The 19,829-nt window shown below is 69.9% G+C and carries 17 protein-coding genes, 2 tRNA genes and 1 pseudogene; 9 read left to right on the top strand and 11 right to left on the bottom strand.

Annotation, left to right across the window (positions count from 1 at the left end; all coding sequences use genetic code 11):
- Positions 1-21: 21 nt before the first annotated feature.
- The 4 genes from IG90_RS0118290 to IG90_RS0118275 form a co-directional block, all read right to left on the bottom strand.
- Positions 22-705, bottom strand: a complete 684-nt coding sequence (locus tag IG90_RS0118290; protein ID WP_030077756.1) for an ATP-dependent Clp protease proteolytic subunit — start codon at positions 703-705, stop codon at positions 22-24.
- Between the two features lie 82 nt (positions 706-787).
- On the bottom strand, positions 788-1,393 hold the full coding sequence (locus IG90_RS0118285; RefSeq protein WP_030585288.1) for an ATP-dependent Clp protease proteolytic subunit: 606 nt from the start codon (positions 1,391-1,393) through the stop codon (positions 788-790).
- Between the two features lie 315 nt (positions 1,394-1,708).
- Positions 1,709-3,106, bottom strand: coding sequence for a trigger factor (gene tig / locus IG90_RS0118280; RefSeq protein ID WP_030585285.1), 1,398 nt, complete (start codon positions 3,104-3,106; stop codon positions 1,709-1,711).
- Positions 3,107-3,256: 150 nt separating this feature from the next.
- Positions 3,257-3,333, bottom strand: a tRNA-Pro gene (locus IG90_RS0118275).
- 142 nt (positions 3,334-3,475) lie between these two features.
- Between IG90_RS0118275 and IG90_RS0118270 the strand changes: the two genes are divergently transcribed.
- Positions 3,476-3,549 (top strand) — tRNA-Gly (locus IG90_RS0118270).
- A gap of 101 nt (positions 3,550-3,650) precedes the next feature.
- Here the strand turns inward: IG90_RS0118270 and IG90_RS0118265 are convergent.
- Entirely contained in the window at positions 3,651-3,845 is a 195-nt protein-coding gene (locus tag IG90_RS0118265) for a hypothetical protein (RefSeq protein ID WP_026290750.1), read from the bottom strand.
- 522 nt (positions 3,846-4,367) lie between these two features.
- Here IG90_RS0118265 and IG90_RS0118260 point away from each other — a divergent pair.
- Positions 4,368-5,534, top strand: a complete 1,167-nt coding sequence (locus IG90_RS0118260) for an acyltransferase family protein (protein ID WP_030585281.1) — start codon at positions 4,368-4,370, stop codon at positions 5,532-5,534.
- A gap of 90 nt (positions 5,535-5,624) precedes the next feature.
- Here IG90_RS0118260 and IG90_RS0118255 read toward each other — a convergent pair whose 3' ends face one another.
- A complete protein-coding gene (locus tag IG90_RS0118255; protein WP_030585278.1) occupies positions 5,625-6,125 on the bottom strand; it encodes an HD domain-containing protein in 501 nt (166 codons plus the stop codon).
- A 277-nt stretch (positions 6,126-6,402) separates the two neighbouring features.
- Here IG90_RS0118255 and IG90_RS0118250 point away from each other — a divergent pair, with 277 nt between their 5' ends.
- Complete coding sequence (locus tag IG90_RS0118250; protein WP_030585275.1) at positions 6,403-7,581, top strand: cation:proton antiporter; 1,179 nt, start codon at positions 6,403-6,405, stop codon at positions 7,579-7,581.
- 196 nt (positions 7,582-7,777) lie between these two features.
- Here the strand turns inward: IG90_RS0118250 and IG90_RS0118245 are convergent, their stop codons facing one another.
- The 3 genes from IG90_RS0118245 to IG90_RS0118235 all read right to left on the bottom strand — a co-directional run bounded on the left by IG90_RS0118245 (position 7,778) and on the right by IG90_RS0118235 (position 10,558).
- On the bottom strand, positions 7,778-8,872 hold the full coding sequence (locus IG90_RS0118245; RefSeq protein ID WP_411572635.1) for a PP2C family protein-serine/threonine phosphatase: 1,095 nt from the start codon (positions 8,870-8,872) through the stop codon (positions 7,778-7,780).
- A 262-nt stretch (positions 8,873-9,134) separates the two neighbouring features.
- A complete protein-coding gene (locus IG90_RS0118240; RefSeq protein WP_030585269.1) occupies positions 9,135-9,962 on the bottom strand; it encodes an Fpg/Nei family DNA glycosylase in 828 nt (275 codons plus the stop codon).
- Between the two features lie 107 nt (positions 9,963-10,069).
- Complete coding sequence (locus IG90_RS0118235) at positions 10,070-10,558, bottom strand: ribose-5-phosphate isomerase (RefSeq protein WP_030585266.1); 489 nt, start codon at positions 10,556-10,558, stop codon at positions 10,070-10,072.
- Between the two features lie 259 nt (positions 10,559-10,817).
- Between IG90_RS0118235 and IG90_RS0118230 the strand changes: the two genes are divergently transcribed.
- Both IG90_RS0118230 and IG90_RS45940 read left to right on the top strand, forming a co-directional pair.
- Positions 10,818-12,251 (top strand): amino acid permease, encoded by a 1,434-nt coding sequence (locus IG90_RS0118230; protein WP_030585263.1) that lies wholly within the window; start codon positions 10,818-10,820, stop codon positions 12,249-12,251.
- 42 nt (positions 12,252-12,293) lie between these two features.
- Positions 12,294-12,500: pseudogene (locus tag IG90_RS45940) on the top strand (FAD-binding protein); the annotation flags it as partial.
- A 12-nt stretch (positions 12,501-12,512) separates the two neighbouring features.
- Here IG90_RS45940 and IG90_RS0118225 read toward each other — a convergent pair.
- Entirely contained in the window at positions 12,513-13,106 is a 594-nt protein-coding gene (locus IG90_RS0118225) for a biotin transporter BioY (protein ID WP_030585260.1), read from the bottom strand.
- A 346-nt stretch (positions 13,107-13,452) separates the two neighbouring features.
- Between IG90_RS0118225 and IG90_RS0118220 the strand changes: the two genes are divergently transcribed.
- The 4 genes from IG90_RS0118220 (at position 13,453) to IG90_RS0118205 (ending at position 19,086) form a co-directional block, all read left to right on the top strand.
- Positions 13,453-14,892: an amino acid permease gene (locus tag IG90_RS0118220; protein ID WP_030585258.1), complete on the top strand. Its 1,440-nt coding sequence runs from the start codon at positions 13,453-13,455 to the stop codon at positions 14,890-14,892.
- Between the two features lie 121 nt (positions 14,893-15,013).
- A complete protein-coding gene (locus IG90_RS0118215) occupies positions 15,014-16,480 on the top strand; it encodes an amino acid permease (RefSeq protein WP_030585255.1) in 1,467 nt (488 codons plus the stop codon).
- A gap of 210 nt (positions 16,481-16,690) precedes the next feature.
- On the top strand, positions 16,691-17,761 hold the full coding sequence (locus tag IG90_RS0118210) for a glycerophosphodiester phosphodiesterase family protein (RefSeq protein WP_030585251.1): 1,071 nt from the start codon (positions 16,691-16,693) through the stop codon (positions 17,759-17,761).
- Positions 17,762-17,850: 89 nt separating this feature from the next.
- Positions 17,851-19,086 (top strand): epoxide hydrolase family protein, encoded by a 1,236-nt coding sequence (locus IG90_RS0118205; RefSeq protein WP_030585249.1) that lies wholly within the window; start codon positions 17,851-17,853, stop codon positions 19,084-19,086.
- 28 nt (positions 19,087-19,114) lie between these two features.
- Here IG90_RS0118205 and IG90_RS0118200 read toward each other — a convergent pair whose 3' ends face one another.
- The gene (locus IG90_RS0118200) at positions 19,115-19,801 is read right to left on the bottom strand and encodes a Dps family protein (RefSeq protein ID WP_030585244.1); all 687 of its coding nucleotides are present in this window, start codon (positions 19,799-19,801) and stop codon (positions 19,115-19,117) included.
- Positions 19,802-19,829: the final 28 nt, after the last annotated feature.

Genomic DNA, 19,829 nt, shown 5'->3' with positions numbered 1-19,829 from the left:
TGCCAAGGGGAAAGACCGACGTCAGAGCGATGCGCCCGCGGTGGTCTTGCGGGTGCTAACGATCTGGTCGACCAGACCGTACGCCAGGGCGTCCTCGGCCGTGAGGATCTTGTCGCGCTCGATGTCCTCGCTGATCTTCTCCAGCGGGGTCGTCGAGTGCCGGGCCAGCATCTCCTCCAGCTGCGTACGCATACGGAGGATCTCGTTGGCCGCGATCTCCAGGTCGGAGAGCTGCTCGCGGCCCGTCTGGGAGGACGGCTGGTGGATGAGCACCCGGGCGTGCGGGAGCGCCATGCGCTTGCCCGGGGTGCCCGCGGCGAGCAGGACGGCGGCGGCGGAGGCCGCCTGGCCCATGCAGACCGTCTGGATGTCCGGCTTCACGAACTGCATCGTGTCGTAGATCGCGGTGAGCGCGGTGAACGAGCCGCCGGGGCTGTTGATGTAGATCGAGATGTCGCGGTCGGGGTCCATCGACTCAAGGCACAGGAGCTGCGCCATGACGTCGTTGGCCGAGGCGTCGTCGATCTGGACGCCCAGGAAGATCACGCGCTCCTCGAAGAGCTTCGCGTACGGGTCGTACTCGCGCACGCCCTGCGAGGTGCGCTCCACGAAGCGCGGGACGACGTAGCGGTTGTCCACCTGCGGGCCGGTGTAGAGGCCGCTCGCGGAGGCGCCGGTGTAGTTGTTCATGTGGGTCTTCACCATCCTGGTGGCGTTCGGTGGGCTGGAGGTCTCGGCGTACGAGAGGCGGGCGGGAGGCGGTGTCGCCGATCCGGTGGGAACCGGATCAGGCACCGGTGCCGCCGCCGCCCGGGATGCCCGACGCGAACGTGATGATCTCGTCGATGAGGCCGTAATTCTTGGCCTCCTCCGCCGTGTACCAGCGGTCACGGTCGCCGTCGCGGATGATCGTCTCGACGGTCTGGCCGGAGTGGCGGGCGGTGATCTCCGCCATCCGCGTCTTGGTGCGGAGCAGGTACTCGGCCTGGATCTTGATGTCCGAGGCCGTGCCACCGATGCCGGCCGAACCCTGGTGCATGAGGATGTCGGTGTTAGGGAGCGCGAAGCGCTTGCCCGCGGCGCCGCCGGTGAGCAGGAACTGGCCCATGGAGGCGGCCATGCCCATGCCGATGGTGACGACGTCGTTGGGGATGTACTGCATGGTGTCGTAGACCGCCATGCCGGCCGTCACCGAACCACCGGGGCTGTTGATGTAGAGGTAGATGTCCTTGTCCGGATCAGCGGCAAGGAGGAGAAGCTGTGCGGTGATCTTGTTGGCGATGTCATCGTCGACCTGCTGACCGAGGAAGATGATGCGCTCGCCGAGCAGTCGGCTGTAGACCTGGTCACCGAGGCCTCCACCGAGGGACGGCTCTCCGGCGGCGTAGGGCATCAGATTCGTCACGTATCCACCTGCTCGTCTCTGACGGCTCCGGCCGTCTCAGCGTCTTCGTACCGGGCGGGTGAAGTCACTGCCCCACCCTTCCTCTTCATGGACCCTAACGCGCAGGTGGGACAACGCCATCCCGCTTCCGCAACTGTTCGCTGGGAGCGCAAGGTCCGCAGTGGGCACAAGGGTTCCGGGGGCCGCACGGCGATACGGCGCGATGGCACGGGGAGAGGCGACGGGCCCCGGACGCGCGGTGCGTCCGGGGCCCGTCGTACCTACCGGTCAGCGCGAAGGCTGTCCTGTGGAGCGGGGCGAGGCTCAGGCCTCGTTCTTCTCCTCGGCCTTGCCCTCCGCCTTGTCCTCGGTGGCGGCCTCGGCCGTCTCCGTGGTCTCGGCGGCCTCGTCCTCGTCCTCGAGGTCGACGACCTCGCCGTTGGTGTCGACGACCTTGGCGGCCTCGACGACGACGGCGAGCGCCTTGCCGCGGGCGACCTCGCCGACGAGCATCGGCACCTGGCCACCCTCGACGACGGCCTGGGCGAACTGGTCGGGGCTCATGCCGGAGGAGGCAGCACGCCGCATGAGGTGCTCGGTGAGCTCCTCCTGGTTGACGTTCAGCTTCTCCTTGTTGACGAGCTCGTCCAGGATGAACTGGGTCTTGATGCCCTTGACGGCCTGCTCGGAGGTCTCGTTCTCGAACTCCTCCAGGGTCTTGCCCTGGATCTCGAGGTACTTCTCGAGGTCGAGACCCATCTGACCGAGCTGGTGGTGCTCCAGGTTGTGCTTGCGGGTCTGGACCTCGTCCGCGAGCAGCTTCTCCGGGATCGGGACCTCGGCGAGCTTCAGCAGCTCCTCCAGGACCCGCTCCTGGGCCTGGGTGGCCTGGTCGTACTGCTTGGTGGTCTCCAGGCGCTTGCGGCTGTCGGCCTTCAGCTCCTCCAGCGTGTCGAACTCGCTGGCCATCTGGGCGAAGTCGTCGTCCAGCTCGGGGAGCTCACGGGCGGCGACGGCGGTGACCTTGACGGTGACCTCCGCGGCCTTGCCCTCGGCGGAGCCGCCCTTCAGCTCGGAGGTGAAGGTGGCCTCGCCACCGGCCTCCAGGCCGGTCACGGCCTCGTCGATGCCGTCGAGGAGCTCGCCGGAACCGATGGTGTACGAGACACCGTCGGCCACGCCGTCCTCCAGGACCTCGCCGTCGACCTTGGCCTGCAGGTCGATCGTGACGACGTCGCCGTCGGCGGCGGCGCGCTCGACCGGGTTGGTGGCGGCGAAGCGCTCGCGGAGCTGCTCCACGGCCTTCTCGACCTCTTCGTCGGTGACCTCAAGGGCGTCGACGGTGACCTCGATGCCGGAGTAGTCCGGGATCTCGATCTCGGGGCGTACGTCAACCTCGGCGGTGAAGGCCAGCAGCTCGCCGTCCTTCAGCTCGGTGATGTCGACCTCGGGCTGGCCGAGGACGTTCAGCTCACCCTCGTTGACCGCCTCGGTGTAGAACTTCGGGAGGGCGTCGTTGACGGCCTCCTCCAGCACCGCACCGCGGCCGAACCGCTGGTCGATGACCCGGGCGGGGATCTTGCCCTTGCGGAAGCCCTTCACCGTGACCTGCTGGTTGATCTTCTTGTACGCCGCGTCGAGGCTGTCCTTGAGCTCCTCGAAGGGCACCTCAATGCTGAGCCGAACCCGAGTCGGGTTCAGGGTCTCCACGGCGCTCTTCACGGTTCGGTCTCCTTGGTGGCTGACTTCTTGGGGTTCTGCTGGGCCGCCGAGTGGCGGCTTCGCGGACCGAGCCCGGTACATCAGACACACGGGCACGCATTTTGCATAGTAACGGCAAGGGGGAGGACTCCCACAATGCGATCTTGCCGGTGGTCGGGGTGGCCGGATTCGAACCGACGACCTTCCGCTCCCAAAGCGGACGCGCTACCAAGCTGCGCCACACCCCGTCGGTGCGACACGTAGGGTACATGCACGGGAGCCGTGGTTCCGCCGCTTTCCGGCGGCCGGCACAACGGGTGTGCGGGCACCACCGCCGACCCGCTACGATGCTCTTCGTGCCGCGGTCCACGGACCTGCGGTGCGACGCTTGCGGGCGTAGCTCAATGGTAGAGCCCTAGTCTTCCAAACTAGCTACGCGGGTTCGATTCCCGTCGCCCGCTCCACGCAGTCGAGGGCCTGGCCGGAGGATGATCCTCCGGCCAGGCCCTCGTGCGTTGGCGGGCCTCGGAAGCCGAGTCGGACTTCGGAAGCCGATTGACGGGTCTCAGAAGCTGATCTGGTTGATGGTGTCGGCTATCGAGTTCATGAACCTGTTGATCGACGGGGCCATGCCGGTCGATGCCAGGAAGAAGCCGAAGAGCACGGCGACGATCGCGGGGCCGGCCTTGATGGAGCCGCCACGGATCATTACCACCAGGATGACCGCGAACAGCAGCACCATAGACAGTGAAATAGCCACGTCTGATCACACCCTCGGTCGGTCCGCCTTGCCGGCCCGGAAGCGTGCACCACCGCGCGCCCCGTCACCCCCATCGTGCCACCAACTCCCCCCTGGTCGCTGCCGGGTGACGGAACGGAGTGACGGGATCCCGCCATCCTTCACAGGCCGGCGACGCAGCAGCGGCGCGCACCGGGCGGCGCACGGTCCCGCCCCGTCCCGCCCCGTGCGCGGGGGGCGCGCGGGCGGCGCCCGAGAGCCGCACCCTCCTCACGCCCCCTGTGCGCCGGCTGTGAAATCCCTGCGGACGAATATCCACCGCAGCAATCGTTTCCGCATCCCCACACTTCATTCACAGCAAATTGACGGCATGGATGCGACGTAATTCACTTCGACCAACACCCTTCCGATATGCCCCATTTAAGCGGGATCAAAGGTGCCATAGCGGGCAGTGTTCGACGGTTTCACATTCGAATAGAGGGGAACGCGTGATATCTCCCCGCAGTTTTACGCGAGGCAATCGACCGGTCTAGAGTGCCTTGGATGTTCCAAGCTCCGAGCGTATTTCAGAGGGCACCGCTCCCCCCGGCGACCCGGGAGTCGGAGCCCAGACACGAGCAGACGCTCACCACCACCGCACCCCGGCCCGCCCCCGTGCCCGGCACTCCGGGCGCCGCCGCTCCGGCGCCCGCGGCGGCCATGAAGCGCGATCCCTACTTCGACAATGTGAAGTATCTGGCCATCGTTCTCGTCGCGGTGGCGCACGCCTGGGAACCCGTGATGGACGGCAGTCGCGCCACCCGGGCGCTGTACATGATCGTGTACATGTTCCACATGCCGGCCTTCATCCTCATCTCCGGCTACTTCTCACGATCGTTCGACATGACACCGTCCAAGGCGAAGCGGCTGGTCACCGGCGTCGCGGTGCCGTACGTGCTGTTCGAGACGGCCTATTCGCTCTTCAAGCGGTACGCGGACGATTCGCCCGACATGGCGATCAGCCTGGTCGACCCGTTCTTCCTGACCTGGTTCCTGATCGCCCTGTTCGTCTGGCGGGTGACCACGCCGATCTGGCGCACGCTGCGCCATCCGCTGCCGGTGGCTCTCGCCATCGCCATGCTCGCCTCCGTCTCCCCCGACATCGGCGACGACCTCGACCTTCAGCGGGTGCTGCAGTTCCTGCCGTTCTTCGTGCTCGGTCTGCTGATGAAGCCCGAGCACTTCCAGCTGGTCAGGCGGCGCGAGGTGCGGCTGCTGTCGGTGCCGCTGTTCGCGGGCGCGCTGCTGTTCGCGTACTGGGTCGCCCCGCGCATGCAGCTCGGCTGGCTCTACCGCGCCAACAGCGCGCAGGAGATGGGCGCCCCGTGGTGGTCGGGCGCGGTGATGACGCTCGGGATGTTCGGCTGCGCCCTGGCGCTGACGATCGGCTTCCTGGCCTGGGTGCCCGGCCGGGCCCGGTGGTTCACGGTGCTCGGCGCCGGCACGATCTGCGGGTATCTGCTGCACGGCTTCCTGATCAAGGGGGCCGAGTACGCGGGTCTGTTCGACCGCTACACCTGGCTCTCCGGCCCGGTCGGACTGGTCCTCGTCTCGCTCGCGGCGGCGGTGGCCGTGACGCTCATGTGCACCCCGCTGGTGGGCCGCACCCTGAAGTGGGCCACCGAGCCGGACATGGCGTGGGCGTTCCGGAAGGACCCCGCGAAGCGCTGAGCCCTCGGTGAGCCGGCCGTGCGCGGACCGGCCGCCGCCGCCCTCCTCGTCCACTCCCCCTGATCCACCCGCGGCCGAGCCGCGGGTGGATCATTGCGTCTCCGGGTTGGCCGGATCCTTTCGGTCCGAGGGTGATTCGCCGCCGACCAGCCCCAATAGGCCTCGCACCTGCGCATATTTCGCCGTCAGCCGGGTACGCGTCGCCGCGTCCAGGACCGCGAGGCGGGCGGGATCCGCGTTGTGGGCGAGGTCCGCCTCCTTGACGAGCAGTGCGCCCGGGGTCGCCAGGATCCGCGCGGTGTACGAGGACAGCTCCTCGCCCGGCCGCTTGGTCACCGCCAGGACCATGTCCTTCACCCGCTGCGGCAGGGCGGCCGCCGCCAGCCACTCCGCGGAGAGCGCGTCGTCCTCGACCGCGTCGTGCAGCCACGCCGCCGCGATCTGCCCGTCGTCGCCGCCCCGTACCCGTACGCCTTCGGCCACCGCCGCCAGGTGTTCCACGTACGGGCGGCCCGCCTTGTCGGTCTGCCGGGCATGGGCCTCGCGGGCGATGGCCTCCACCTCGAAGACGCTCAGATCGTGTTCCGTCATGGACCGACCCTACGACCGCGTCCGGGGCGGCTTCCGGACCGCGGGCGAACTCGTTTCAGCGTAGGGCCGTTGACGCGGCGCCCGCGCGACTCCCTCGTGACACCGTCACGGAATCAACAGACGAAAGCTGACAATCTGACGAGTCATAGTTGCAGCGTCAACCGTTCGGTAAACTAATTACTGATGGATCCTTGACGCACCCTTGGTGCGCCCTTGACTCGCTCTTGACCGACCCCGAAGGATCAGGCTCATCGGACACGCTGACACCCTCCTCGCCATGGGCGGCGCCTTCCTGGCCGCTGCCGTCCTCGCCCGCCTCGGCGGCCGTATCGGGCTGCCGACGATCCCCCTGTTCATCCTGGCCGGAATCCTGCTCGGCCCGCACACCCCTGGATACACGCTCCTCTCGAACCCGCACGACCTGGAGATGCTCTCCGCGCTGGGACTCGTCCTCCTGCTCTTCTACTTGGGGCTCGAGTTCCACATGGACGACCTCAAGGCGGGGGGCCGGAAGATGGCCGTCGCGGGCGGGACCTATCTCGTACTGAACGTCGGCGCCGGGCTGGGCTTCGGCTTCGCACTGGGCTGGGGCACCTCGGAGGCGCTGGTCCTCGCCGGTGTCCTCGGTATCTCCTCGTCCGCGATCGTCACCAAGATCCTGGTGGACCTCGGACGCATCGGGAATCCGGAGACCCGGCCGATCCTCGGCATCATCGTCGTAGAGGACGTCTTCCTCGCCCTGTACCTCGCCGCGCTCCAGCCGATCCTGTCCGGTGCGGACAGCCTCTCGGCGGCGCTGATCGACGGCGGCAAGGCCTTCGGCTTCCTGCTGCTGCTCGCCCTCGCGGCGCGGTTCGGTACGAAGATCATCGGCAAGCTCATGAACACCAAGGACGACGAGCTGCTGGTCATCTCGTTCCTCGGCATGGCCGTCCTCGTCGCCGGCGTCTCCGAGATGTTCGGCGTCGCCGACGCGATCGGCGCCTTCATGGTCGGCCTGATGCTCGGCTCCACCTCGTCCGGCGACCGCATCCTCAAGCTGGTCCACCCGCTGCGGGACGCGTTCGGCGCCATCTTCTTCTTCGCCTTCGGTCTCTCCATCGACCCGGGCGACCTGCCGAGCGTGCTGTGGCCGGTACTGGCGGCCGTGGCGCTGACGCTCGCCATGAACATCGCGGCCGGTCTGGCCGCGGCGAAGGTGTACTCCTTCGGCTCGCAGGCCACGGCCAACATCGCCACCACCCTGGTCGCCCGCGGTGAGTTCGCGCTCATCCTGGCCACGATGGCCGCGGCCGCCGGACTGGACGAGCGGCTCTCGCCGTTCATCGCCGGCTACGTCCTCCTGCTCGCCGTCCTCGCGCCGCTGGCCGCCGGGCGCTCGCACTGGCTGGCCCGCATCCTTCCGGGCGGCCGCAGGAAGGACGACAACCAGGAACAGGTGCCGGTGTCGGTCTGAGCGACGCCGGACGGCGGAGAGGCGCCCTGGTGCCCGGCCTCCGGGTGACGGGCGCCTCTCCGCCGTCCGGGGTGCGGTGCCGTCCGGGGTCCGGGGTGCGGTGCCGTTCGGCGTGCGGTGCCGTTCGGCGTCCCGTCGGCTCGTGCCGGGGCGCCCGGGCCCGGGCCCGGTGGCCGGAGTCCGTGCTGAAAGGTGCTCAGGCCCGGCGGGAGAGCAGCAGCAGGGCCCGGTCGTCGTTGACGTCCTTGGCGCAGGCCTCGATCAGATGCCAGGCCGCGCCCTCGAAGCCGGTGGAGACATAGCGGTCGGCCTCGCCCGTCAGCCGGTCGATGCCCTCTGCGATGTCCCGGTCGGCGGCCTCCACCAGGCCGTCGGTGAACAGCATCAGTACGTCGCCGGGCGCGAGCGATCCCTTCACCGCGTCGAACTCGGCCCCGTCGTAGACGCCGAGCAGGGGCCCCTCCCCGGACTTCTCCTCCCACTGCCCACTGCCCGCGTGCAGTTGGAGGGCGGGCGGATGACCCGCGGAGTAGATCTCGTAGTCGCCCGATTCCAGGTCCAGCACCAGGTGGATCGAGGTGGCGAAGCCCTCGTCCCAGTCCTGGCGCAGCAGATAGCCGTTGGCGGCGGGCAGGAAGGCGTGCGAGGGCAGCGAGCCGAGCAGCCCGCCGAAGGCGCCGGACAGCAGCAGGGCCCGGGAGCCCGCGTCCATGCCCTTGCCGGAGACGTCGGTGAGGACGGCCTCCAGGGTGCGGCCCCCGTGGGTGCGGGCCGCGACGACGAAGTCCCCGGAGAACGACTGGCCGCCGGCCGGGCGCAGGGCCATCTCGCGGTGCCAGCCCTGGGGCAGCCGGGGCAGGGCGCTCTGGACCCGGATACGTTCGCGCAGGTCGAAGAGCATCGTGCCGCCCCGCCGCCAGGGCACGCCGACCCTGGCCCGGAACTGAGCGAGGATCAGCCCGAAGAATCCGCAGGCGGCGACCACGAGCACGGTGCCCGGTGTGACCCGGGCGGGGCCGTCCAGGTACGGGCCGAGGGTGAGCGCCTCGACGATCAGTGCGCCGGCGGCCGTCGCGTACAGGCCCAGCAGGCTGGCGGGGCGCAGCAGGAGGCCGCCCGCCACGATGGGCAGGGCGAGGGCCGCCGGGTCGATCCAGACCGGGCTGGCGATGGTGGCGAAGGTGATGGCCGGGATCGTCAGCAGCAGGCCGACCAGGGCGATCCAGTCGGAGCCGTCGCCGCGGAAGTAGTCGACCCCGGATTTACGCAGGCCGATGCGGGCCCGGTGCATGTTTCTGCGCCACCGGGCCCAGAAGTCGTCTACTCCTCCGCTACGGGCCACTGCCGGGACCTTATCGACCCGAGCGCGTCCGGTGCAGGGGGACCCCGGTGACAATGTGTTCGATATGGGGTCCTCCACGCACCGGAACCCGGTTTCGCGTGGCATATGACACGGTTCCGGCGGTGCTGGGAGCACGCGGGCGCGAACGCCGCCCGCGAACCCCGGCCACCGGACGGGCCCGGGGTTCCCCGTCGCCGAAGGCCGCCCGCGGCTATCGGCCGCCAGGGGGGCCCGGGGGCTGGCACCGGGGGCACCAGAAGAGGTTGCGGGAGACCAGGTCCGCGGTGCGGATCTCCGTACGGCAGATGTGGCAGGGCAGGTTCGCCCGGCGGTAGACGTAGACCTCGCCGCCGTGGTCGTCCTTGCGGGGCGGGCGGCCCATGGCCTCGGGAAGGTGTTCCGGGCGGACGGTGTCGATGCGGTTGTTCCGCACGCCTTCGCGCATGAGGTCCGCCAGGTCCGCCCAGATCGTGTCCCATTCGGTGCGGGTGAGGTCCCTGCCCGTGCGGTACGGGTCGATGCCGTGGCGGAAGAGGACCTCGGCGCGGTAGACGTTGCCGACCCCCGCGATGACCTTCTGGTCCATCAGCAGGGCGGCGATGGTGGTCCGGCTGCGGGAGATCCGTTGCCAGGCGCGCTCCCCGTCCTCGTCGCCGCGCAGCGGGTCCGGGCCCAGGCGCTCGTGTATCGCGCGCTTCTCGGGCTCGGTGATCAGGGCGCAGGTGGTGGGGCCGCGTAGATCCGCGTGGTGGCCGGCGTTGACGAGCCGGAGGCGGACGGTGCCGGTGGGCGGCGGGGGCGGGGCGGTGCCGAAACCGAGCTTGCCGAAGAGGCCGAGGTGGATGTGGACCCAGCCGGTGTCGCCGAAGCCGAGGAAGAGGTGCTTGCCGTGGGCGTCGGTGGCGGTGAGGATCCGCCCGTCGAGCAGGGCCGCGCTGTCGGAGAACTTGCCCTGCGGACTGCTCACCCGTACCGGTGCGCCCGCGAACCGTTCGGCGTGGTCGTCGGCGAGGCGGCGGATGGTGTGTCCCTCGGGCACGGCGGGGCTCCTGTCACAGGGGCTGGGGACGGTCGGTGGCATGGCCGTGCCGCCGGGTCCGGGACCCGGCGGCACGGGAAGGCGTGGGGCGGGGGTAGCGGTGCGGGTCAGCCCTGCTGCGGGTGGTGGGCCGGGATCGGGGGGAGCTCGCCGGTGGTCTCGTAGGCCGAGAGCATCTCGATGCGGCGCGTGTGGCGCTCCTCGTCGGAGTACGGCGTGGAGAGGAAGATCTCGACGAACTTCGTGGACTCCTCGACCGTGTGCATCCGGCCGCCGATCGCGATGACGTTGGCGTCGTTGTGCTCGCGGCCGAGGGCGGCGGTCTGCTCGCTCCAGGCCAGCGCGGCGCGGACGCCCTTGACCTTGTTGGCGGCGATCTGCTCGCCGTTGCCGGAGCCGCCGATCACGATGCCGAGGCTGTCCGGGTCCGCGGCCGTCTGCTCGGCGGCACGCAGGCAGAACGGCGGGTAGTCGTCCTGGGCGTCGTAGATGTGGGGGCCGCAGTCGACGGCCTCATGGCCGTGGGCGCCGAGCCACTCGACGAGGTGGTTCTTGAGTTCGTAGCCGGCATGGTCGGATCCGAGGTACACGCGCATGGTGCGAAGTGTGGCACGAACTTCGCGGGGCAGCCGTCAGCGGGGTCGGAATCCCTCGATTCGATATTTCGTAGGCCTGATCCCGTTTCTGTGTGGCGAACGCCACTCAGGCAATGATCAGGCAAACGATCCGAATGGAGGGTTCCTCTTCCGCCTTGTATCGGGCTTGAATGCGTGGCCTGTCTTCGCACCCCCACGGGCACCACCCGACGGCGGAGCGGGGCACACCCTCATGCTCGAAAACGTAAGGACTCCCCCCATGACGTCGCAGACGACGCTGGCGAATCCGGTCCAGGAGCCCGGTGAGCCGGACCGGCCGGACTCGTCGGGCGGGCTTCAGGCCGGCCTGAAGAACCGCCACCTCTCGATGATCGCGATCGGCGGCGTGATCGGCGCCGGACTCTTCGTGGGTTCCAGCGCGGGCATCGCGGCCGCGGGCCCGGCGATTCTGGTGTCGTACGCGATGGTCGGCCTGATGGTCGTCCTGGTGATGCGGATGCTCGGTGAGATGGCCGCCGCCCGGCCGAGCTCCGGTTCCTTCTCCGCCTACGCCGACCAGGCGCTCGGCCGTTGGGCCGGTTTCTCCATCGGCTGGCTCTACTGGTTCTTCTGGGTCGTGGTGCTCGCGGTCGAGGCCACGGCGGGCGCGAAGATCCTGGAGAGCTGGATTCCCGGTGTGCCGCAGTGGGCCTGGGCGCTGATCGTGATGGTCGTGCTGACGGCGACGAACCTGGTCTCGGTGGGCAGTTACGGTGAGTTCGAGTTCTGGTTCGCCGGGATCAAGGTCGTGGCGATCGGCGCGTTCGTGGTCATCGGCTTCCTCGCGGTCTTCGGGTTCCTGCCCGGGTCGGACCACGCGGGGTCCGGTCTCGCCCATCTGACGGACAGCGGCGGGTTCTTCCCCGAGGGTCCCGGCGCGATCCTGACCGGTGTGCTGATGGTCGTCTTCTCGTTCATGGGCAGTGAGATCGTGACGCTGGCCGCCGGCGAGTCGTCGGACCCGCAGCGGGCCGTCTCGAAGGCCACCAACAGCGTGATCTGGCGTATCGCCGTGTTCTACCTCGGCTCGATCTTCGTCGTGCTGACGCTGCTGCCGTGGAACGACCCGTCGATCGTCGAGAAGGGCAGCTATGTCGCCGCCCTCGACGTGATCGGGATCCCGCACGCCGGTCAGGTCATGGACTTCATCGTGCTGACGGCCGTGCTGTCCTGCCTCAACTCCGGCCTCTACACCGCCTCCCGGATGGCGTTCTCGCTCGGCGAGCGGGGGGACGCGCCGAAGGCCTTCGCCGAGGTCAACCAGCGCGGTGTGCCGCAGGCGGCGATCCTGTCCTCGGTCGTCTTCGGCTTCGTGGCGGTGTTCTTCAACTACCAGTGGCCCGACACGGTGTTCCAGTTCCTGCTGAACTCCTCCGGCGCGGTCGCGCTCTTCGTGTGGCTGGTCATCTGTTTCACCCAGCTGCGGATGCGCGGGATCATCCTTCGTGAGACCCCCGGCAAGCTGGTCGTACGGATGTGGCTCTTCCCGTACCTCACCTGGGCGACGATCGCGATGATCTCCTTCGTCCTCGTCTACATGCTGACCGATGACGCCGCCCGCGAGCAGGTCGTACTGTCGTTGCTGGTCGCGGCGCTGGTGGTGGGCGTCTCGCTGTTCCGGGAGAGGCGCAGCCGCAAGGCCGTCGCCGAGTAGCACCCGCCGAGCGACCCCCGTACGGGGATGTGCCCGTACCTGCTGGACGGTACGGGCGTGGCGTCGGTGCGCGCGCTGTACGGGGAGGTGTCCGGGGTGCTGGAGCCGCGGGTGCGCGGACGGTCGCTGGACTTCTCCTTCGGCGGCGGGGACCGTACCCCCGGTTTCCACGAGGCGGAAACGACGAAGAGGCTCGCCGGTCCGGTCTCCCAGTACGATCCGGCGGGCCTCTTCGGCGGCCCCTACGAGGCGTGGGGCGGATCAGCCGCGGCGGTCGAGGAGCTTCCAGGCGGCGGGCAGCGCGCCCATGGCCAGCGCCGCCTTGAGCGCGTCGCCGATCAGGAACGGGGTGAGACCGGCCGCGACGGCGGCGGTCGGCGACATCCCGGTGGACAGCGCGAGGTAGGGCACGCCGATGGCGTAGATGATCGCCGAGCCGAGGACCATCGTGCCCGCGGTGCGCAGCACCGAGCGGTCGCCGCCGCGCCGGGCGAGGGCGCCGACGACGGTGGCGGCCAGGAGCATGCCGAAGACGTAGCCCAGGGACGGCATCGCCCAGCCCGAGGAGGCCTCGGCGAACCACGGCATGCCGGCCATGCCGACGAGCGCGTACAGCGCGAGGGAGAGGAAGCCGCGGCGGGCGCCCAGCGCGGTGCCGATGAGGAGCGCCGCGAAGGTCTGGCCGGTGACCGGGACCGGGGAGCCGGGGACCGGGACCGCGATCTGGGCCGCGATGCCGGTCAGGGCGGCACCGCCGAGAACGAGGGCCGCGTCCACGGCGTAGCGGTGCCGGGCTGCGGGCAGCAGGTCGGCGAGGACCGCTCCGGAGCGGACGGGGGCGGCAGCAGTACTCATCGGGACTCCGCGGGTGAGGGCAGGTGGGCCGGGACGGCCCCCCGCCGGGCAGGGTGGGGTCGGGCTCCCGCCGACGTTAGCCCACGGGTTAACGCTCGATCACCATCAGCCGCCCACAAAGCGGCGGTTGATGGATTGGTGGGATTCGCACAAAGCCCGCGCCGCAATCATGTTCCCGCGTGACGCTCGTCACGGAGGTGAGGGCGGTGTCGGCACGTTTTGGCGGGGCGGGCGACAATCGGCGAGACTGTAGCTTCCCCATAAACGATCAGAGCTTCCCCATAAGGATCAGCCGGCTCTGATCGGCCCGCGAGTGACCGTAGATCCGAGAGCGACCCCCTCCCCCATGCACGACGCCCCTCCCCCCACGTCCTCCCTCTCGCCCTCCCCCTCCCCTGTGCAGCCCGAGCCGCTTTCGCACGGGCTCAAGCAGCGCCATCTGACGATGCTGGGGCTCGGCGGGGTGATCGGGGCCGGGCTGTTCGTCGGCTCGGGCGCCGGGATCGCGGTGGCGGGGCCCGCGATCGTCATCTCGTATCTGATCGCGGGCGCGCTCGCGATGCTGGTGATGCGGATGCTCGGCGAGATGTCCTCCGCGATGCCCGCCTCGGGTTCGTTCTCCGTGCACGCCGAGCGGGCGCTCGGGCGGTGGGCCGGGTTCAGCGTCGGCTGGCTGTACTGGTTCCTGCTGGTGGTGGTCCTCGCCGTGGAGGCGACGGCGGCCGCGCAGATCGCCCATGGATGGGTGCCGGGCATCGAACCCTGGGCGTGGGTGCTGCTGTTCATGGTGGTGTTCACCGCGGCGAACCTGACGGCGGTGAAGAACTTCGGCGAGTTCGAGTTCTGGTTCGCCTCCTTGAAGGTCGGCGCGATCGTCGTCTTCCTGGTGCTCGGGCTGCTGGCGGTCTTCGGACGGCTCCCCGACACCGGCCCGGTCGGGATGACCAACCTGACCGGCCAGGGCGGCTTCCTGCCGAACGGCTGGGGCGGGGTCGTCTCCGGCGTGCTGACCGTGGTCTTCGCCTTCGGCGGGCTGGAGGTCGTCACCATCGCCGCCGCCGAGACGGACGATCCGGCGCGTGCGGTGGGGCGGGCGGTGCGCAGTGCGGTGGTGCGCATCCTCTTCTTCTACGTCGGCTCGATGCTGGTGATCGTGACCGTGCTGCCGTGGACCGCGCAGCAGGCCGGGCTGAGCCCCTATGTGAAGGTGCTGGACGCGATCGGGGTGCCCTCGGCCGGGCAGATCATGAACATCGTGGTGTTCGTGGCGCTGCTCTCCGCGCTCAACGCCAATCTGTACGGCTCCTCCCGCATGATCTTCTCGCTGGCGGAGCGCGGTGAGGCCCCGCGCGGGCTGCTGAAGGTGTCCCACACGGCCGGTACGGAAGGTGGCGTGCCGCGGCGGGCGGTGCTGGCCTCGGTGGCCTTCGGCTTCGTCTCCGTACTCCTCAACCTGCTGTGGCCGGACACGGTGTTCCTCTACATGCTCAACTCGGTCGGCGCGGTGCTGCTGTTCGTCTGGGCGCTGATCGCCGCCTCCCAACTGCGGCTGCGCGCCCGGCTGGAGCGGGAGGCCCCCGAGGCGCTCACGCTGCGGATGTGGTGGTTCCCGTATCTGACCTGGGTGACGCTGGCCGGGCTGCTCGGGGTGCTGCTGCTGATGCTGACCGACGAGGCGGCACGCCCGCAGGTGCTGTGGTCGGCCGGGGCGACGGCGTTGGTGGTACTGGGGGCGGTGGGGCGTCAGCGGCGGGAGCGCGAGGGCTCCGCTCCGACCTGCCGGTAGGCGCGTGTGCACCTTGTGTGAGCCTGGTGCCCGTATAGCGGACACCTGTTCCGTGTGAGCGGTGAAGATGCCCAGACTGTGGGTTCGTTTCCCTGTCTCAGCTACCGAACAGAGCTCGTCCATGCCTCGGACCTCCGCGTCTCCCCCCACCGCTGACTCCGCAGCCCCCGCCGGGCCCCAGGCGGACTCCGCGCTCACCCACGGCCTCAAGCAGCGACACCTTTCGATGATCGCCCTCGGCGGGGTGATCGGCGCCGGTCTCTTCGTCGGCTCGGGCGCCGGGATCGCCGCGGCAGGGCCCTCGATCATCGTCGCGTACGCCATCTCCGGACTGCTCGTCATGATGGTGATGCGCATGCTCGGCGAGATGTCGGCCGCCAACCCGGCGTCCGGCTCCTTCTCCGTGCACGCCGAACGGGCGATCGGCCCGTGGGCCGGGTTCACCGCGGGCTGGTCCTTCTGGTTCCTGCTCTGCGTCGCCGTGGGCCTGGAGGGCATCGGGGCCGCGCAGATCGTCAGCGGCTGGCTGCCGGGGACGCCGGAGTGGGCCTGGGTCGCCCTGTTCATGGTGCTCTTCCTCGGGACGAACCTGGCCGCCGTGAAGAACTTCGGCGAGTTCGAGTTCTGGTTCGCCGCGCTCAAGGTCATCGCGATCACGCTGTTCCTCGTGCTCGGCCTGCTGGCGATCCTCGGCGTGCTGCCCGACACGGACGCGCCCGGCCTGTCCAACCTCTCGGGGGACGGGGGCTTCCTCCCCAAGGGCATGGACGGGTTCATCATCGGACTCCTCGCCTCCGTCTTCGCGTACGGCGGTCTGGAGACCGTCACCATCGCGGCGGCCGAGTCCGAGAACCCGGTGCGGGGCGTCGCGAAGGCGGTCCGTACGGCGATGTGGCGCATCGCGGTCTTCTACATCGGCTCGATGGCGGTCATCGTCACGCTGGTCCCCTGGGACGACCCGAAGGTCGCCGAGGTCGGCCCGTTCTACGCGATGCTCGACCACCTCGGCATCGGGAGCGCCGCGCAGATCATGAACGTGGTCATCCTCATCGCCCTGCTCTCCGCGATGAACGCCAACATCTACGGCGCTTCGCGCATGGCCCGGTCGCTGGTCGCCCGGGGCCAGGGCCCGGCCGCGCTCGGGAAGATCACCTCCGGGGTGCCTCGCAACGCCGTGCTGTTCTCCTCGGTCTTCGGGTTCCTGTGCGTGCTGCTCAGCTACTGGCGGCCCGACGACGTCTTCCCCTGGCTGCTGAACATGATCGGCGCGGTGATCCTGGTCGTGTGGATCTTCATCGCGGCCTCCCAGCTGATCCTGCGCGGCCGCACCGAGCGGGAGGCGCCGGAGAAGCTGGTCGTGCGGATGTGGTTCTTCCCCATCGGCACGATCGTCGCCCTGGCGGCCATGGTGGGCATCTTCCTGCTGATGCTGCGCCAGCCGGACACCCGCGACCAGCTGCTGGCCACGGGGGCGCTGACGGTGGTGCTGATCGGTATCGGCCTCGTACGTCAGCGGGGGCGGGGCGGCGACGGCGGGAGCGGCGTCGTCGGCGACGGCACGGCCGGGATCCCGGCGCAGCGGAAGTAACTCCCGACGACGTCCGCGAACGCCGGGCTCCGCCTCGTACGTACGGGGCGGAGCCCGGCGTTCGGCGTTCGGCGTTCGGCGTCTCAGTGCAACGTTTCCGGTTGCCGGCGGGTGCCCGTGGGCAACAGGACATCGCAGGGCCGGGCCCCGTACGCCGGGCCGTCATCCATCCTCGCTTCCGTAGTGGTCCCACCCACCCGAGGAGCCGTCATGTCCGATGCCCCCAGGCGCCGTTCGATCCTCCTGGCCACCGCCGCCGTCACCGCGGCGGCCACCGCCCCGGCCGTCGCCGCCTCCTCCGCCGGGCACCGCCCCCACCACCCTTCCGGCCCCCTGGTCATCGGGCACCGCGGGGCGGCGGGCTGGCGGCCCGAGCACACCGCCGACGCGTACACCTACGCCGTACGAGCCGGGGCCGACTGGATCGAGCCGGACCTCGTGCCGACGAAGGACCACGTCCTGGTCGTGCGGCACGAGAACGAGATCGGCGGCACGACGGACGTCGCGGGCCACCCCGAGTTCGCGGACCGCCGCACCACGAAGACGGTCGACGGCAAGGCGGTGACCGGCTGGTTCACCGAGGACTTCACGCTGCGCGAGCTGAGGACGCTGCGCACCGTGGAGCGGCTTCCGCTGGTCCGCGACCGCAACACGGTCTTCGACGGGCGGGGCCGGGTGATGACGTTCCAGGAGGTCGTGGACCTGGCCCGGCGGCTGTCGCGGGAGTCGGGCCGGCGGATCGCGGTGTTCCCGGAGACGAAGCACCCGACGTACTTCCGCTCGATCGGGCTGCCGCTGGAGGAGGAGCTGATCCGGGTGATCCGCCGGAACCGGCTGACCGCCCGGGACTGCGTCGTCCAGTCCTTCGAGCCCGCGAGCCTGCGCCGGGTGGCCGCCGCACGCCTCGGCCTCCCGCTGTGGCAGGCGCTCGGCACGAACGGCGGCCCGTACGGGCACGAGCTCACCTACCGGGACATGATGACCCCGGCCGGGCTGCGCGAGATCGCCTCGTACGCGCAGTGGGTCGGCCCGGACAAGTCCTCGCTCGTCCCGCCGAACACCCTGCTGGCGGACGCCCACGCGGCGGGCCTGAAGGTCGGCGCGTACACCTTCCGGGCGGAGAACCGGTACCTCCCGGCCGCCTACCGCCGGGGCAGCGCGCCGAACGGCTTCGGCGACGCGTTCGCGGAGTACGCCTTCCACTACGGGCAGGGCGTGGACGCGGTGGTGACGGACTTCCCGGACATCGCGGTGCAGGCGAGGGACGGCCTGCGGGCGTGACTCCCGCCGGGCGGGCGGATGTGGAAGCGTTCCGAGGGAACGTCGAGGACACCGCTTCCTCCGCCTCCGCCCCCGGAAGGGACCACGCCATGACCGCCCCGCCCGCCTTCCCCCTGGAGCCCACCCCGATCCATGTGCCCGACCAGGTCCTCGACGACCTGCGCGCCCGTCTCGCACTGACCCGTCCGCCGTTGGACGAGGGAAACGAGGACTGGGGCTACGGCGTTCCGGACAGCTGTCTGCGTGAGCTGGTCGCCCACTGGCGGGACGGCTACGACTGGCGCGAGGCCGAGGCCGCCATCAACGCCTACGACCACTACCGGGTGAGCGTCGCGGGCGTCCCCGTGCACTTCCTGCGCAAGCCCGGCCGCGGCCCCCGCCCGGTCCCGTTGATCCTCACCCACGGCTGGCCGTGGACGTTCTGGCACTGGTCGAAGGTGATCGACCAGCTCGCCGACCCGGCCGCGTACGGCGGCGATCCCGCCGACGCGTTCGACGTCATCGTGCCGTCCCTTCCGGGGTTCGGCTTCCCGGGTCCGCTCACCGGCTTTCCGGACGTCAACTTCTGGAAGGTCGCCGACCTCTGGCACACCTTGATGACCGAGACCCTGGGGTACGAGAAGTACGCCGCCGGGGGCTGCGACATCGGCGCGATCGTCTCCAGCCAGCTCGGCCACAAGTACGCCGACGAGCTGTACGGCATCCACATCGGCTCCGGGCTGCCGCTCGACTTCTTCACCGGCCCCCGCGCCTGGGACTTCGCCCGGAACCGACCCCTCACCGACGACCAGTCCGCCGACGTCCGCGCCCGCGTCGTCGAACTGGACCACCGCTGGGCGTCCCATCTCGCCGTGCACATGATCGACGGCGCCACCCTGGCCCACGGACTGAGCGACTCCCCCGCCGGACTGCTCGCCTGGCTGCTGGAGCGTTGGAACGCCTGGAGCGACAACGGCGGCGACCTCGAAGCCGTCTTCAGCAAGGACGACCTGCTCACCCACGCCACGATCTACTGGGTGAACAACTCCGTCGCCACGTCGATGCGCTACTACGCCAACGCCAACCGCTACCCCTGGACCCCCGCCCACGACCGCACCCCGGTCGTGCAGGCCCCGGTCGGCCTCACCTTCGTCACCTACGAGAACCCGCCGGGCATCCACACCGCCGCCGAGCGCGTCCGGGCGTTCGAGACCGGTCCGCAGGCGGCTTGGTTCAACCACGTCAACGTCAATGCCCATGACCACGGCGGCCACTTCATCCCCTGGGAGAACCCCGACGCCTGGGTGAACGACCTGCGCGGCACCTTCCGCGGCCGCAGGCCCTGAACCACCTGGTCCAGGGCCCCGGGCCACCTCAGCGCGTGGTGCGCCTGCTCGCCGTGCTCTTGCTCGCCGTGGTCTTCCTGGCCGCCTTCTTCGCGGTCTTCTTCGCCGGGGCGGGCAGCGCCGTCTTCTTGGCGGGGCCGCGCTGGGCGGCGGACCGCTTCGGGGACGCGGCTTCGGCCGCCGCTTCCTCGGTGTCGGCGCCGGCGGTCGACAGGGTGCCGGAGCTGCTCTCCAGGTGGGCCCTGACGAACCACTGGAACTGCTCCAGGCCGCGCAGGTGCTCGATGAGCAGGTCCTCGGTGACGGGGTCGATCTCGCCGGCCTTCTCGACCGCCTCGCGGTGACTCTCGATGATCCCCGTGTAGACCAGGTTCAGGGCGCCGAGGTGGGCGATGGCGTCGGCGCGGCCGACGCTGTAGTCGTCCCAGGTGCGCTCCTTGACCAGGGCGCCCGGTGTGCCGTTCGGCTCGCCGCCGAGGGCGGAGATGCGCTCGGCGGCGGCGTCCGCCATGTCCCGTACTGCGGCGGTCTGCGGGTCGAGCATCTCGTGGACGGCGATGAAGTGCGGCCCGACCACGTTCCAGTGGATGTGCTTGAGGGTGAGCGCGAGGTCGTTGAGCGCGTGCAGGCGCAGCGTCAGGAGGTCGATGACCTGACGGCCTTCGTCGACGCCGAGGCCGGGAACGGTGTAGCGGGGGGTGCGTGCGGGGGACATGGGACTCCTCTGGGCGAAGTAGCTGGGC

Origin of the sequence: Streptomyces anulatus, from assembly GCF_000721175.1 — a bacterium.
GTDB lineage: Bacteria > Actinomycetota > Actinomycetes > Streptomycetales > Streptomycetaceae > Streptomyces > Streptomyces anulatus_C.
This window is presented reverse-complemented; position numbering and strand designations above follow the sequence as displayed.